This window comes from Paenibacillus sp. sgz302190, from assembly GCF_059820445.1.
The window spans coordinates 171,676-187,569 of sequence record NZ_JBZYAO010000015.1; the positions used below are offsets into that span (position 1 = coordinate 171,676).

The 15,894-nt window shown below is 53.7% G+C and carries 11 protein-coding genes, 3 tRNA genes and 1 rRNA gene; 5 read left to right on the forward strand and 10 right to left on the reverse strand.

The annotated features are described in order from the left end of the window. Positions 1-23 precede the first annotated feature (23 nt). Positions 24-1,418 carry a beta-N-acetylhexosaminidase gene (gene nagZ, locus AC6RNO_RS18285; protein ID WP_497106285.1) on the reverse strand — a complete coding sequence of 465 codons (1,395 nt, stop codon included), beginning with the start codon at positions 1,416-1,418 and terminating at the stop codon, positions 24-26. Positions 1,419-1,445: 27 nt separating this feature from the next. Then, positions 1,446-1,781 (reverse strand): hypothetical protein, encoded by a 336-nt coding sequence (locus AC6RNO_RS18290; protein ID WP_497106286.1) that lies wholly within the window; start codon positions 1,779-1,781, stop codon positions 1,446-1,448. Positions 1,782-2,332: 551 nt separating this feature from the next. Between AC6RNO_RS18290 and AC6RNO_RS18295 the strand changes: the two genes are divergently transcribed. The 3 genes from AC6RNO_RS18295 (at position 2,333) to AC6RNO_RS18305 (ending at position 5,329) form a co-directional block, all read left to right on the forward strand. Next, complete coding sequence (locus AC6RNO_RS18295; protein ID WP_497106287.1) at positions 2,333-2,680, forward strand: hypothetical protein; 348 nt, start codon at positions 2,333-2,335, stop codon at positions 2,678-2,680. Between the two features lie 565 nt (positions 2,681-3,245). After that, entirely contained in the window at positions 3,246-4,034 is a 789-nt protein-coding gene (gene asd, locus AC6RNO_RS18300; RefSeq protein ID WP_488438413.1) for an archaetidylserine decarboxylase, read from the forward strand. 32 nt (positions 4,035-4,066) lie between these two features. Next, positions 4,067-5,329: an MFS transporter gene (locus AC6RNO_RS18305; RefSeq protein WP_488438414.1), complete on the forward strand. Its 1,263-nt coding sequence runs from the start codon at positions 4,067-4,069 to the stop codon at positions 5,327-5,329. A gap of 84 nt (positions 5,330-5,413) precedes the next feature. On the opposite strand, the gene AC6RNO_RS18310 is transcribed toward AC6RNO_RS18305, so the two are convergent. The 3 genes from AC6RNO_RS18310 to AC6RNO_RS18320 all read right to left on the reverse strand — a co-directional run bounded on the left by AC6RNO_RS18310 (position 5,414) and on the right by AC6RNO_RS18320 (position 10,147). Beyond that, the gene (locus AC6RNO_RS18310; RefSeq protein ID WP_474680654.1) at positions 5,414-6,850 is read right to left on the reverse strand and encodes an NAD-dependent malic enzyme; all 1,437 of its coding nucleotides are present in this window, start codon (positions 6,848-6,850) and stop codon (positions 5,414-5,416) included. 124 nt (positions 6,851-6,974) lie between these two features. Next, positions 6,975-8,444, reverse strand: a complete 1,470-nt coding sequence (locus AC6RNO_RS18315; RefSeq protein WP_497106288.1) for a hypothetical protein — start codon at positions 8,442-8,444, stop codon at positions 6,975-6,977. 95 nt (positions 8,445-8,539) lie between these two features. Further along, entirely contained in the window at positions 8,540-10,147 is a 1,608-nt protein-coding gene (locus AC6RNO_RS18320; RefSeq protein WP_497106289.1) for an aminotransferase class I/II-fold pyridoxal phosphate-dependent enzyme, read from the reverse strand. Positions 10,148-10,276: 129 nt separating this feature from the next. On the opposite strand from AC6RNO_RS18320, the gene AC6RNO_RS18325 reads away from it, so the two are divergent. Together AC6RNO_RS18325 and AC6RNO_RS18330 are read left to right on the forward strand one after the other, a co-directional pair. Beyond that, positions 10,277-10,876, forward strand: coding sequence for a GNAT family N-acetyltransferase (locus tag AC6RNO_RS18325; protein WP_474680658.1), 600 nt, complete (start codon positions 10,277-10,279; stop codon positions 10,874-10,876). A 70-nt stretch (positions 10,877-10,946) separates the two neighbouring features. Continuing rightward, entirely contained in the window at positions 10,947-12,254 is a 1,308-nt protein-coding gene (locus tag AC6RNO_RS18330) for an aminotransferase class I/II-fold pyridoxal phosphate-dependent enzyme (RefSeq protein WP_497106290.1), read from the forward strand. A 40-nt stretch (positions 12,255-12,294) separates the two neighbouring features. On the opposite strand, the gene AC6RNO_RS18335 is transcribed toward AC6RNO_RS18330, so the two are convergent. From AC6RNO_RS18335 to AC6RNO_RS18355, 5 genes are all read right to left on the reverse strand, one after another. Further along, positions 12,295-14,976 carry an EAL domain-containing protein gene (locus tag AC6RNO_RS18335; protein WP_497106291.1) on the reverse strand — a complete coding sequence of 894 codons (2,682 nt, stop codon included), beginning with the start codon at positions 14,974-14,976 and terminating at the stop codon, positions 12,295-12,297. A 411-nt stretch (positions 14,977-15,387) separates the two neighbouring features. After that, positions 15,388-15,469, reverse strand: a tRNA-Leu gene (locus tag AC6RNO_RS18340). Positions 15,470-15,483: 14 nt separating this feature from the next. Continuing rightward, positions 15,484-15,555: transfer RNA gene (locus AC6RNO_RS18345), tRNA-Gln, on the reverse strand. An 11-nt stretch (positions 15,556-15,566) separates the two neighbouring features. Next, positions 15,567-15,639, reverse strand: a tRNA-His gene (locus tag AC6RNO_RS18350). Between the two features lie 150 nt (positions 15,640-15,789). Then, positions 15,790-15,894, reverse strand: a 23S ribosomal RNA gene (locus AC6RNO_RS18355); the annotation flags it as partial.

Consider the following 15,894-nt stretch of genomic DNA (forward strand, 5'->3'; position numbering starts at 1 on the left):
TCCCGGCGCAGCCGACCGTGCTCTCAAGAGCCTCCTCCGTTAGCTTCCAAAAGCTTCCGGACCGCCGCATTCAGCGCCTTTACATCCGGCACCGGCACCTGTTCGTCGCTGACCTGATAGCGGGCTTTCAGTTCCATAACCTGCGCGGCGCTTTGATCGATCGTCCGCATCGGGATGCGCTGCTCTTTCACAGCCTTGCGCAGAGCATCGATTACGGTCACCACTTTATCGTAGTCATGGCCTACCAGGATCACATTTGCGCCTGCAAGCACCGACCGCACCGCCGCTTCGCCGATCTCATAATTTTTCACGACCGCCCCCATCGTCATGTCATCCGTGATGACAAGCCCTTTGAACCCCATTTCCTTACGCAGCAAATCCGTAATGATTTTGCCGGACATCGAAGCCGGATACTGCTTATCCACCTTGGGCAGCAAAATGTGCGCGACCATCACCGCATCCGCCTGTTCCTTCACCGCTGCGGCAAAAGGGACGAGCTCCAGCTGGCGCAGCCGAGCCAAATCATGCTGCACGACCGGCAAACCGACGTGCGAATCGACAGACGTATCCCCGTGCCCGGGAAAATGCTTGACGACCGGCACGACATGCTGGGCCTGCAGCCCTTTCATCGTTTGGATGCCCAAATCGCTCACCAAAGCCGCATTCGCCCCAAAAGACCGGTCTCCGATGACCGGATTGTTCGGATTGCTGTTAATATCGAGCACCGGCGCAAAATCCATGTTCAAGCCGTATGCTTTCAGCTCGCTGCCCAACAACCCGCCGATCCCGTATGCCAAAGGTTTCCGGTTGATTCGGCCGATCGCCTTGTTCGAAGGCGTCTTGACCAGCTCATCGGGAAGCCGGGTCACCCTGCCGCCCTCTTCGTCCACGCTCAGCCACAAAGGCGTCTGGCTGCCGCCTTGATTCGCTTGTTTCAGTTTGTTGACAAGCCCCACGAGCTGAGCCGAATTTTGAATATTATTTTTATACAAAATAATGCCGCCTACATGATAGGTTCCGATCAATTCCTGCGTAGAACGGCTTACGTCCTGCCCGTCAATGCCCGCGATGATCATTTGCCCGATTTTTTCTTCGGGGCTCATGGCGGCCAATTTCTCGGAGACCGTCCCGGGCGCAGGAAGCGCCACCGGGCTGGAAGCCGCTGTCCCGCCGGGACGATCGGATTTCAGACAACCCGTCAGGAGCACCATGCTTATCGTCATGCAGCTCAGCACGCGAACGTATCGGGTCAAAGCAGCACCAGCCAAAGTAACGCCATTCAAAGTAACACCAGTTAAAGTAACGCTAATTAAAGTAACACTAGTTAAAATAACACTAATCAATGTAACAGCAGTCAAAGTAACGCCAATCGCAGTAACACCAGTCAAAATAACGCTAATTAAAGTAACTCCAGTCAAAGCAACACCTTCTTCTTGGATCGGATTTCAAGATAATGGAATGCTCGCCACCACCATATTGACGCTGCTGTTTAGTAGTAAGTTGCAGACCGAATTGCTGTATGCCGCTGCAAAACTTGCAAACTCCCATGCCGTCATAGACGTCACCCGAATGAAATAATTCCGGCCTGCACCGACATGCAGCACAACACCGCCCGCGCGGTGTTGCGACAAAAGCGAGGAATGCCCGCAAATTCGCAAACGCAGCGCTTTTCCGAAAACAGCGAAGCCCTTCGCTTCATTTCCTGTAAAGCCTGTCGCTGCTTGAACTGTTCCTGCGAATATACAATTCTCGCCATAAAAACCTATGCTCAAACCCATCATGAGCAAACTTTTCTCTAAACCTAGTCAATTTTCTAGAGAGCAGCCGCAAGGGCAGGAGCGAATGAAAATTTTTCATTTTGCCGCCTAATGACAGTCCGAGCCGGTTGCGAAACGCTTCGTAAATGCAATGTCTGGCAGCGCGCGGTGTTTCGCTGCATGACGGCGGTCGGTCCGAAAGTCAGGCTAGTGGAAAACGTCCATTGAAGAGACGCATCTCTTTGAACATGTTGAAAACCTGCGAAAGTCAGGTAGTAGGAAAGCGTACATTGGAGAGACGTGTCTCTATAAACGCATAAAAAATTTGTGAAAGTCAGGCTGGTGGGTTAGAGAAACTAGAAGGGCACAGCCGCTCTTCCCCAACCCGCGCCTCTATTGCACGGGTTGCGGTGCTGAAGTGGAGGGGACAAGGCGGCTTGGCAGGGGGAAAACCTGCGAAAGTCAGGCTGTTGAGAAAGTCTAACGGGTTTCCTCTCAGATCAATTTTTATGTGGGGGCACTCATCTTGAAGAGAAAAAATTGATTTAAAACGATCTGAGAGGGGTATTTGGCTCATGCTTTTGGTGCTTTTTTTGAGCATCCAGGAAAAAAGGGGGTTTCTCAACAGCCTGGAAAGTGCAGGTTTTTTCCGAGAAAGCGGTTCGTTTTTGGGAAAAGCCTGCAATTGTGCAGGAATTTTCGATGAAAACGAACCTAAGCCCCTGTTCGCGGCGAAAAGCCTGCACATTTGCAGGAATATTTCGCTGCCAGCGTTTCCATCGAGCAAAAACTGTATTTTTGCAGGTTTTCTTCGTGCAACCGGGCAGATTGTGCGACCGGCTCAGGCGTGTGAGTCTAGGCAGCCTGCCGCAAGTGTAGTTTTTTCGACGGAAACGATTGGTTTGAGGAAAAGCCTGCAATAGTGCATGATGTCTCCTGTCATGATGGGGCTGAGCCCGAATATCCGCAAAAAACCACACGATTGCAGGCATTTTTCGAGGCAGGCAGGCCTCCGAGCAAATGCAGCCAGATTTAAATCGGTGGATTAACAGGAAACCGTACATACTTAAAGCTCTGAAACTATCAAACGATCACCCACATTTTCAGAGCTGACGCTGCACTAGCGATGCACGATTTTCATCTTCATGGTTGCCGCCCACAGCGCCATGGGGCTTTTGCAGCTTTTCTCCGCGTCGCACACGATACACCTGCTCCAGGCGGCGGGCGGGTCACCCTTCCGCAGGCTTTTCACGCCCACGCCACGCACACCATACACACCATGTCAACCAAACTCCACCGAAACCGGTTGCGCCGTCTGCGACGGTGAACGGTCGATCGCTTTTAGGCAACCGGCTGCGCCATCCATGACGCTCGGTCAACGGCTTTTAAAATTAGAAATAGCTGGAAGAGCAATTGCTTCTTCTTGCATTCTGTGGCAAGATAATCGAAGAACCTAACAACGATTGAAAGAACAGGAGCCATTCATCTATGTCCAAACCGTTTTTCCGATTGCTAACGGAGCTGTCGTCACGCAAATGGGTGTCGCAGTTGACCGGAGCTTTTGCCAAATCCAAAGCGAGCAGGCTGTTCATTCCGCGATTTGCCCAAACGTACGGAATTCGCATCGAGGACGCCGAGAAGCATATGAAGGAATACGCTTCTTTGAACGATTTTTTCACCAGAAGGCTGAAGCCCGGACTGCGGCCCGTCGATGAAGACACCACCCGGCTCGTAAGTCCGGTCGATGCGAAGATTACAGGCATAGGCGACATCAAGGACGGCTTGATCGTGAACGTAAAAGGTCAGGATTATACGATCGACGAACTGCTGAATCGCTCTCCGCGGACGGTAAACTACCGGAACGGCTTTTATTTCGTTCTTTATTTAAGCCCTACCGACTATCACCGCATTCACTCCCCTGTGACCGGAGAAGTGCTGGAGAAGGAGCATGTGCCCGGCAAAGCGTACCCGGTGAACGAATTCGGCCTGCGCCACATGCGCAGAGTGCTCAGCCGCAACGAGCGGCTGATTACTTTCATCAGGCACGAAGCCGGCGAAGTGGCCGTCGTCAAAGTCGGAGCGCTGAACGTCAGCAGCATTCGATATGCCGAACCGCTGCCGAGCCATCTGGAGCGCGGACAAGAGCTCGCCTATTTCGAATTCGGCTCGACGGTCGTGCTGCTGCTTGAAGAAGGCATGTTCCGGCCCCGCGCGGACCTACAGGTGGACAGCAAGGTGAATATGGGAGAATCGCTTGGCATCTTCCTACATAAATAAACAGCCGGTCGCTCGAAAGGAGTGAAGAGAACATGGCTTCATCGACAACTGCGTCTCCGAAACCCGGTTCGCACCGGCTGCATGGCACAGGAGATGTCAAACCGACCGTATACCGCATTTTGTTTGCGATAGGTCTTGTGCATTTGCTGAACGATTCGATTCAATCCGTTATACCCGCCATCTTTCCTATTTTAAAAAGCGAGATGGGCTTAAGCTACACCCAGGTCGGATGGGTGCAGTTCGCCATCAACTTTACGGCATCGATCATGCAGCCCGTTGTGGGCCTTTATACGGATCGCAAACCTTCTCCCTACATGCTGCCCATCGGTATGGCCTCCACGCTGATGGGCATGCTGCTGCTCGCCTTTGCGCCCGCTTACTGGGCCGTACTGCTGGCCGTCTGCCTGGTCGGTCTGGGCTCGGCGGCCTTTCATCCCGAAGGATCGCGCGTCTCCCATATGGCGGCCGGAGACCGCAAAGGCTTGGCCCAATCGATTTTTCAGGTCGGCGGCAATGCAGGGCAGTCTTTGGCTCCCGTTATGACCAAATGGATTTTCATTCCGCTCGGCCTGTTCGGCTCGATCTGGTTCACCGGCGTCGCGGCGCTGGCGATCGTCGTGCAAATGTACATCGCAAGCTGGTACAAATCCGTATTGCGGGACGCCCCTGCGAAAGTCAAGCAAGCCGTCAAAAGCAAAGTCAATCCGCAGCGGCGCAAGCAGGTGTTGTTTGCGATCTGCATCCTGATTTTTCTCGTCTTTGTCCGTTCCTGGTACGGAGCGGCGATGAGCGGGTATTTCGCATTTTTCCTGCAGGATAAATACGGAATGTCCATAGACCGCGCGCAGGATTTCATTTTCCTCTTCCTTGCCGCGGGAGCTGTCGGAACGTTTTTCGGCGGGCCGCTGGCCGACCGGTTCGGACGAAGAAATATCATTTTCTTCTCCATGCTCGGATCGGCGCCGTTTGCCCTGCTTTTGCCGCACGTCGGTTACACATGGTCTTATATCATTCTCCTCATCATCGGCTTCATTTTGCTTTCGAGCTTTTCCGTGACCGTCGTCTACGCGCAAATGCTGTATCCCGGCAAAGTAGGCACCGTGTCCGGTCTAGTGACCGGGCTTGCCTTCGGGATGGGCGGGATCGGCAGCGTCGTCCTCGGCAATCTGTGCGATACGCTCGGCACGACCCGCGTGATGGAACTGTGCGCCTTCCTGCCGCTGATCGGCATCCTGACTTTCCTGCTCCCTTCGGACCGCAAGCTGAAGGAATGGACGGAAGAAAGCGCGGCATAACCGCCGCCCGCTCCACGCAAAAAAACCTTGTCCGGCGAAGCCCGCGTTTCATAACGCAGCGCTCGACGTACAAGGTTTTTTGGTTTATTCGTGATGCGCTTCCTGCTCGCGGGCGCTTTTGCGTCTGGCCACGCCCGACTCGTAGGCCGCTTCCATGACCGCTTCGCGCACTTTTTCCACCACGGCCGAATTGAACACGCTCGGAATGATGTAGTATTCGTTCAGCTCGTCGTCGCTCACGACGGAAGCGATCGCCTTGGCCGCGGCCAGCTTCATTTCCTGGGTAATACGGGAAGCCCGGCAATCCAGCACGCCGCGGAACATGCCCGGAAAACAGAGCACGTTGTTGATCTGGTTCGGATAATCCGAACGCCCTGTCGCCATAACGCGGACGTAAGGCTCCGCTTCCTCCGGCGTAATCTCCGGAGTCGGATTGGCCATGGCGAACACGATCGGATCCGCCGCCATTTGCTTCACGTCTTCGACTTTTAAAACGCCGGGACCCGACAGCCCGATAAAAATATCAGCCCCGGAAATAACGTCCTTCAAAGCGCCCCGCTGCTGATGAGGATTCGTATTTTGCGCGTACCATTCCCACGCCTCGCTGGCGTAACTTTCACCACGCACGAGCGCTCCCTGACGGTCGACGCCAATCACGTTCGTGACGCCTGCGGCCAGCAGCATTTTCGTGCAGGCAATCCCTGCGGCTCCAATGCCTGTAACGACCACTTTGCAGTCCTCCAGCCGTTTTCCGGTCAATTTGACCGCGTTGAGCAGACCCGCCAGCAGAACGACCGCCGTTCCGTGCTGATCGTCGTGGAACACCGGAATGTCGAGTTCTTCAATAAGCCGGTTCTCAATTTCAAAACATCTCGGAGAAGATATATCCTCCAAATTTATCCCGCCGAAAGCAGGAGCGATCGCTTTTACGGTGCGAATGATTTCTTCGGTATCCTGCGTATCCAGGCAGATCGGGAAAGCATCGACGCCCGCCATCTGTTTGAACAGCATCGCCTTGCCCTCCATGACCGGCATCGCCGCTTCAGGGCCGATATTGCCAAGTCCGAGCACAGCCGTCCCGTCCGATACGACGGCAACCGTATTCCGTTTAATCGTCAAAGAATGCGCCTTTGCAGGATCTTCGTGGATAGCCATACAGACCCGGGCGACACCCGGTGTATACACGCGGGACAGATCGTCCCGGTTTTTGATCGGCATTTTCGGACTCACTTCAATTTTGCCGCCAAGATGCATCAGAAACGTCTGATCGGAAATGTTGACGAGCTGCACGCCGGGAAGACTTTTTAACGCATTTACAATGTTGTCCGTCTGCTGCGGATCGCTAACTTTAACCGTAATATCGCGCGTTGTCGTCGTTTTGCTAGCCCGGGTCACGTCAATTGCCACGATATCGCCGCCGGCGTCTCCGATCGCTGTTGCAACTTTACCAAAAGTCACCTGTTCCTTGTGCATTTCCAGACGCACAATGATACTGGTGCCGCCACCATTCAGCCCCGCCATAAAAAGGATCACTCCTATGCGAATTTTGATTGCCATTGAACTTTACAATCATAGCATAATTGCTTCCTTCGAACAAAAGTCCCGTCCGTTTCGACGCTGAAACCAATATATGCAGCCGGAATCGTTAGGAACCGGACACATAGATCGGAGCTATTTTTTCAAGCAAGCTTTTTATTTGTGCCTGGCTCAGCGACCCGCCGTATTTTAAAATCATGGCAAGAATGTCTTCGATGCCAAGCCGATTGTCCCCGTTCGTATCCCCTGCCGGTTCCATAATCAGATAAGGCTCGGCCTCCGAACCCATTCCCGAAAGCACCGTAAACCCTTCTTTCAAATGAATGACAGGCCGCACGTCGTGATCCATCGGATAAAAGTAAATGCGCTCCATGCCGTCGTATACGCCTGCTATGTACCAATACACGTAGGAGCTTCCATGAATAGGATTCATCATCCACCAAGGTTTGTTCTCTGTGCCGTAGTACAGCCTAACGCCATCATCCCGTAATTCCTCATACTTGCCAAAAGATAAAAGGCCTACGTTCGCCGTCACACTATGGGATTCGTAGTTCGAATCGTACTCCGCGTAAGGATTGTCGCCCCCCTCGTATTTCAACGGGGTATTGTCAAACTCGTAGGGAACGATCCACTTTTTGTTAGCCCCCAAACTTTCGTAGAAATCGTGGTTTACATAATAAGCGACCGTTCCCGGCACGCTTTGTTTAAATTCCAGAAGATCGCCCGCTTGCTCCCATTGATAAATACCGCCGCCGCCTGATTGCCTTTCCCAGGGCATTGCGCCCAAGCTGTCTTTCAAGAGCAGCTCGCCCCTTAGAGGGTCGGTTACAATCCAGTCCTTATCGGCAAATTTGACGATGGCGCCGCGGCGCGCATCGCTCAAATGTTCGGGCATGGGAATGGAAGCCGCAAGCTTGTAACCTCCGTCACCGTCCGAAAGCGCAAATAAATCCGGATTCACATGAATAACCGGGCGGACGATCATCGCCTCGTTCAGAGCCGACGTCTCCAGCAAACTTTTATACGGACTCACATAGTAGACGCTTCCCGTAACGGAGGAAGTCATCAAATACCAATTGCCCCTGTACGGAAAAGTTTCCGAAACTTCTCCGCCAAGGAGTGAATCTTTGATCGCCAAAAAGCGGTCTTTGGACAAAAGCCCGACTTTCGCTTGCACGGTCATGTTCGGATTGTTATCGGTCGTCGGCCAGTTGTAATTTTGAATCCAGGCAAGCTGTTCGGGCGTACCGGAATAAGTGAACAAGTTGTTGTAAAAATCGGTATTCAAGTATTCCGCAACGGAGCCGGCTGTGCCGGGGTTAAACAAAGCCCGGCTTCCCCACACGCGCTGCCTTGAACTGCTGACCTCGCTCAAAAGCAGCTCCCCGCTGGCCGGGTCGGTCAACTTCCAGTTGTAATCCCCATACTGGATTCTGGCGCCGGGAGATACTTCTGTTAAATGCTGAGCAATGTCCCCCGCGCCCGGCAAGCGGGCAAAGCCGGCCACGGGCATCAGCATGAACAGCGCCCCCAGCAAAGAAGCCAAAAGAGCCGTGCGGTACAACATTTTCATCCTCATTGTCCACTCTCCTAAACTAGCAAATCTTTGAAATCGTATGAAATAAATTATACATGAATGCCGGCATAAATGCCGACATAATTTGACAAAATCATTTAAAAATTAATATAACTTTCTGCCCAGACCTGCCGCATCCGCTCCACCCCAAGGCGCATCTCCTCCGCGGAGAGATGCGCGAATCCGAGGCATGCCCCCGCGCGCCCCGGGGGCAGCCCATAGCGGCCGGCGTCGCTCCACGACACGCCGGCGCGGCGGCACTCGGCTGCATAGCGGGCATAGGCGCGGGGGTCCCCCCGCCACCAGCCGAACAGATGCAGCCCCGCATCGCTCTCCACCCACTCGAAGGGGGTGGAGAGCTGCTCCTGCAGCAGCGCCTGCAGCTGCAGGAACTGGCCCGCGTACACCCGCCGCATGCGGCGCAGGTGACGCTCGTACCCGCCGCTCGCCATGAAGGCGGCGAGCGATCTTTGTTCGAGCAGCCCCGAAGGGTGCGGCTCGAACAGCCGCTTCGCGGCGGCAAAAGCGGCGTGCAGCGCCTCCGGCAGCACGGCGTAACCGATGCGCAGATTCTGCAGCATCGTTTTGGAAAAGGTGCCGATGTAGACCACCCGGCCCTCCTGGTCCAGCACCTTGAGCGGCTCGATCGGCCGCCCGCGGTGCCTGAATTCGCTGTCATAGTCGTCTTCGACGATGACAGCGCCCTGCTCCGCCGCCCACCGCAGCAGCTGCCGGCGGCGCTCAAGGCCCAGCACAGCCCCCGTCGGGAACTGGCGGCTGGGCGTGACGAACAGCAGCCTCGCGTCCCACGGCTGCGGCACAAGCCCTTGCCCGTCCACCTCGGCCGGGACGGGCACGCCTCCGGCCGCCGTCACGGCGCGGACGGCGCCGGAATAGCCCGGGCGCTCGACGATGACCGGATCGCCCGGCTCCACGAGCAGCTGGGTCAGCAGCGCGATCGCCTGCATCGACCCGTTCACGATCACGATGCGCTCCGCGGGCGCATCGATCCCCCGCGATCGCCGCAGGTGCCGGGCGATCGCTTCGCGGAGCGCACGATGCCCCTCCGCGGCATACTCTTCCTCGTGCGGCGATTCCGTCATCCGCCGCACCTGCTCATACANCGCGGGCGCATCGATCCCCCGCGATCGCCGCAGGTGCCGGGCGATCGCTTCGCGGAGCGCACGATGCCCCTCCGCGGCATACTCTTCCTCGTGCGGCGATTCCGTCATCCGCCGCACCTGCTCATACACGCAGCGGTTCCACTGCTCCCGCGGAAAATAAGCGCGCGACGCCTGTCCGAACTGAAACGAGATGCTCCGCCCCCTCTCGACTTCCCCCGTTTGCCCGTCTTCCGCCGGATCGCCGGGCCACCCATCGTCCGTTTCGAGCCGCTTGGCCCAACCCGATAGCTCCAGCGGCTTGCCAGGGGATGGTTTGCGCTCGCCCGTGCCGCCCTGGTAGACGACAAACGTGCCTTTGCCGACCTTCGCCTCCAAATAGCCTTCGGCAATCAGCATATCGTACACCTGATTGACCGTCCCGCGCGAAATCCGGTACATGGCGGCAAGCTCCCTGGTCGACGGCAGCTTCGAATCCCGTTCCAGCGCCCCCCGCACGATCGCGTCATGCAAAGCATGGTACAGAGCCAAATATTTACTCGGGTACATGTCCCGGTACGAACCAAAAGGAAGATGAAAGTCCATACGGCCCCTCCTGTCTTTTATCTGAAAAGTGGTACATAAAAAATCGCATAAAATGGATCTTTTGACGAACCCATATGTCCGTTATTCTATTACAAACGAATCCAACGCAAATGACAAGGAGAACATGAAATGAATCTCACCCCTCTTACCCTGGAAGGAGAGCGCGTCATCCTCCTTCCTTTGGAACTGTCGCACCTGTCAGGTCTCGCGGAAGCGGCGGGCGATCCGGCCATCTGGACTTATATGGAACCGCTGCTCGAGCCGGCCGGTTTGCAGCGCTTCGTCAAGCATGCCTTGCAAGAGCAGGAGGCGGGCCTCGGCCTTCCCTTCAGCGTTTTTGATAAAGATACGAACAAGCTCGTCGGCAGCACGCGGCTGTTTGACATTTCCGTGCCCCACCGCCATCTGGAAATCGGCCACACCTGGTACCATCCCGGCGTATGGCGGACGCGCGTAAATACGGAATGCAAGTTTTTGCTGCTCCGCCACTGCTTTGAGGCGCTGGGCACCGTACGGGTGCAAATCAAGACCGATCTTCGCAATCTTCGTTCGCAGACCGCCATAGCAAGGCTCGGCGCGCACAAAGAAGGCGTTTTGCGGCAGCATCGGGTGCTGCACGACGGTTACATCCGCGATACGGTCATGTTCAGCATCATTGATCGGGAGTGGCCCGATGTGAAAGAACGGCTGGAAAACTTTCTGAACAAAAAAAATGGGCGTACGCCGTGACGTTCCCTTTCGAAGATGATATAATAATTCCTAAAAATGAAAAGCTCATTGGAAGGAATGACCCTAACCTATGAATCCTCTGGCACGACAGTTAAACGAGACCTTGGAACGTGAAAATTCTCACGTGTACGACATGCTTTCGGCATTAGGCAAATCCATTTACTTTCCGAAGGAAGGCATTCTCAGCCAATCCGCTGAAGCCAAGGCGAAAGCCAAGAAATACAATGCTACTATCGGTATCGCCATTGAAAATGGACAGCCTATGCACTTGAAGGTCATCCAAGACACCCTCTCCACTTACGCGCCAAAAGATATATATGAATACGCTCCTCCTGCCGGCAAACCGGAGCTGCGCGCCGCTTGGCGCAAAAAAATGCTCGAGGAAAATCCGAGCATCGCGGACAAACGGATCGGCAATCCGATCGTCACCAACGCTCTTACCCATGGGCTCAGCATCGCGGCCGATTTGTTCGCGGACGCGGGCGATGTCGTTATCATTCCCGACAAAAACTGGGATAATTACGAATTGACTTTCGAAATCCGCCGCGGAGCGACAATCGTCAATTTCCCGCTCTATAACGAGCACAACCGGTTTAACGCAGCGGGACTGCGCGACGCTTTGTTGGCTCAACAGTCGAAAGGCAAAGCCATCGTCGTTCTGAACTTCCCGAACAATCCGACCGGGTACACGCCTGATGCGCAGGAAGGCCGGGAAATCGCCGCAGCGATCCGCGAAGCCGCAGAGGCGGGCATTAACGTCGTAGCGTTGACGGACGACGCTTACTTCGGCCTTTTCTTCGAAGGTTCCTTGCACGAGTCCCTCTTCGGACAGTTGGCCGGTCTTCATCCGCGCGTATTGGCGGTCAAAGTGGACGGCGCGACGAAAGAAGAATACGTCTGGGGCTTCCGCGTAGGCTTCATCACTTACGCCGGCGGCAGCGATGCGCTTCTCGCCGCTCTGGAACAAAAAACGATGGGCATTATCCGCGCCACGATTTCCAGCGGACCGCACCCGTCGCAAACGTTCGTGCTGCACGCCTTGAATTCGCCTGAGTTCAACGAGCAAAAACAGGAAAAATTCGAAATTATGAAAGGCCGCGCCAACCGCACCAAAGCCGTCCTCGACAGCGGCAAATTCGATGATGCATGGAGCTACTATCCGTTCAATTCCGGCTACTTCATGTGCCTGAACTTGAAAACCGTCGATGCGAAAGTGCTGCGCCCTCACCTGATTGAGCAATACGGCGTTGGCACGATCGCACTCGGAGAAACGGACCTTCGCGTCGCATTCTCCTGCATCGACGAATCTCAAATCGAGGATCTGTTCAACCTGATCTATCAAGGCGTCAAAGATATAGAAACCGTTGCCGCCAGATAAGAGCCGGCACAACGCAAAAAAAGCACCTTTCTAACCGCCGTTAGAAGGTGCTTTTTCCCATATCTCTGGCATAATCGGCTATTTCCGCGTATTTATGCCGGAAAATTTCCGCGTTCATCGGCTTGGCGTACAAATAGCCCTGCACGACTTCGCAGCCGAGCTCGCGCAAGCATTCAACCTGCTCCCTGCTCTCCGTCCCTTCCGCCAGCACGGAAATTTCCATCGATTTCGACATGTCGATAATCGCTTTAATAATGGCGATATCATCGGAATCGTGAGGAATATCCCGGATGAAAGAGCGGTCGATTTTTATGAGATCAATCGGGTAGCTTTTAATGTAAGACAAAGATGAATAACCTGTCCCAAAATCGTCAACCGATAGATGAAGGCCGGTTTGGCACAATTGATTCAGCAGCTCAAGCGTTCCGGGATCGTCCCGCAGCAGCATGCCTTCCGTAATTTCCAGATACAAAAGCCCGGGGTCCAGCCCGGTTTGCACCAGCACTCTCCGGACCGCGGAAATAAATCCAGGCTCATGAAGCTGCCGCGGAGAAATATTGACGCAAATATGCATCCTCGGCAGCCCTTTGGATTGCCATTCCACCATTTGCAGGCAGGCCGACTTCAAAACCCATAACCCGATCTCTACGATTTGGCCCGTATCTTCCGCCAATTGTATGAATTCGCCGGGATAGATAAGCCCCCACTGAGGATGGTTCCAGCGCAGCAGCGCCTCTGCTCCGACGATCTCCCCCGTTTGGTTGTTCACCTGGGCCTGGTACCAAACTTCGAACTCGCCCCGGCCCAACGCGCCGGCAAGATTTTTTTCCAGCAAAAACGAGTTGTACGACGCCGTTCTTTCGGCAAATGGCTGATAAATTCTAAAATTGTTTTTGCCAGAGCGCTTGACGCTGTAACCGGCAACCTCCGCCTGCTGCATCATTTCCGACTCGCTTTGCCCCGTGTAATAAACCAAACCGATGCTGGAGGTTAAGTAAAACACCTCCCCGTTAATTTCCCAAGGCTTCCGCAAGGCATTCAGCAGCCGGTCGGCTACCTGCAAAGCCTCCTCCTCCGCATGAAGGCCCGACAGAAGCAGCATAAAACTATCGCCCCCTACGCGAGCAACGGTGTCCTGCTCCAGCATACATTCTTTAAGCCGGGCCCCCATCATCTGCAAAAAATAATCTCCAGCCTCATAACCTAGCGATTCGTTCAAATTTTTGAAGCGATCGCAGTCCAAATAGAGCAAAGCAAACGACTCTTTCCGGTCTTTAACGCGCTTTATTTGCTCAGCCACCTGCTCGGTCATAAACCGCCTGTTGGGCAATCCCGTTAGCGAATCGAAATAAGCCATCTTCTCCAGGGAATCGGCATAATTTTTATTGGTAGTAACGTCTCTGGAAATGAGCATCACATGCTCGATCTCGCCTTCCGCATTCATAATGGGATTTATTCGGGTCTCGAACCAAACGTAGCTATTCTCGCGAATATTCCAAATTCTTGATTCCAGCGAAAGAGGCTTGCGTTCCCGGACGCTTCTATGAAAATGTTCCTTGATAAAAGACGAATCCTCTTCATGAACCAGAGCTTCCCAAGAAAAGTCCTGATCCTTGATAAATTTTTGATAGGATGGGGACAAATAAGTAACCTTTCCCGTAATATCGCGCAGGCAAATGAAGTCAGACATATTGTCCGCGATCAACTGATGCCTGTATTCGCTTTCCCGGAGCTTGTCTTCCGACCGCTTATGGTCTATCGCCATGCCTACAAGTCTGGAATAGCCCTCCAAACTCTCGACATGGTGCAGCTCCGGACTGGTCACTGCTCCGGCATACATCGCGAATGTGCCCACCACTTTGCCGCTGCGCGAAAAAATAGGCGTAGACCAGCAGGAGTGGAGGCCGTGCTCCAGCGCAATTTCCCTGTAGCCGACCCATAGGGGATCCGATGCGATATCCTCTACGATAACCGTTATCCCTAAGCATGCGGCCCTGCCGCAAGAGCCCACATCAGCAGCGATGCTGCTTCCGTTAATAAAAGCGGTATACGCCTCCGGAAGAGATGGTGCCGCCGCCGTATGCAGCGTATTTGACTCCTCGTCCACGAGCAAAATCGAACAAATCCGGTTCGGATGATTCTTTTCGATGATCGATACAATGCTGTGCATGATCTCATTCATGCATTTTCCTTGAACGATCGTCTCCAGTATTTGAGCCTGTTCGTGTTTCCACCGCTCGGATACTTTCTGCTCGGTCACATTTTGCGCGAGAAGAAAGCCTCCCTTATGTACCCCTCTATGCAGTCGGGAAACGACGGATACGTCCAAATAAATGACCCTGCCGTCCTTGCAAGTACACGCCGCGGGAACCGGCCGCTTGCTTGTTTCCGCATACTGCCGCGGATTTGCAACCATATCTTTTAAACGCGAGTGGAAGGCAGCGTCGGACCGGAACAGATCCGTTATATCGGTATTTTCAATTTCTGCAAAAGCATATCCGAACACAGACAATCCCGCTGCGTTAGCTTGGGTAATGCGTCCTTCCGCATCAAATGAAAAAATAGCCGTCAAATCATTATTATGCAACGATAGAAACAAATCTTGATATTCTTTCGAAAGTCTCGCTTTTCTCGCATGCAACCAATACGTTAAAATGACGCATAAACCGGACACGGCAATGAGAAAATAGAGGGAGCTGATTGGTAAAGGATTATCGGCCATAGCACTCTCCATCCTTTCAAAAGAATCCATCCAACATTTACTATATCATATAGTTTCGACATCATTCTTCAGAATTCTTCTTTTTTAAAAGCCATCTGCAATCGCGACCGCAAAAAAAGCAAAAAGCCTTGATCATCAAGGCTTTTTACGTAGTATTAACGCGGTGCTGTTAAGATTCCCCGCAACATACCCGCTATCACCGGACAGCACGGGTTTGCCGGGCAATCCGGCGCTTTGTTCCGTGAGGTTCGTCACTACCAGTCGTCGGCGTACCCTGTTTGCCTGTGGTATCTACAAATTCAAAGGTAAAACCGCTCATGGTCGCAATCAAGCCCAACGTAAAAAACGGAATTACCCACAGCTTGTTTGTCAAAACGAAAAAAATCCCGTGAAAACGGGATTTTCCAAATATGCGGTCGGAGGGATTTGAACCCTCACGCCTTGTGAGCGCCACCCCCTCAAGATGGTGTGTCTGCCGTTCCACCACGACCGCGTATGAAATTAAAACTGGGGATCTAGGATTCGAACCTAGGCATGACGGAGTCAAAGTCCGTTGCCTTACCGCTTGGCTAATCCCCAACATGGAAAAGGGCGATCGATGGGACTTGAACCCACGAGTGCTGGAGCCACAATCCAGTGCGTTAACCCCTTCGCCACGACCGCCATATAGGAGGTTGTTTATTCCCTGAAAACTAGATACGAAACTTGCGTAAAGTGTGAGTTTGTTGTGCCCTTTAGGTGTTGACCTTCCGGGGTCCCCGCAAAGTAATCGGATTATGCTTCGTCAGCTTCACGTCACTTTGTGGGGACCTTTTGGTTAAGCCCTCGACCGATTAGTATTCGTCAGCTCCACACGTTGCCGCGCTTCCACCTCGAACCTATCTACCTCGTCGTCTACAAGGGGTCTTACATACTGGG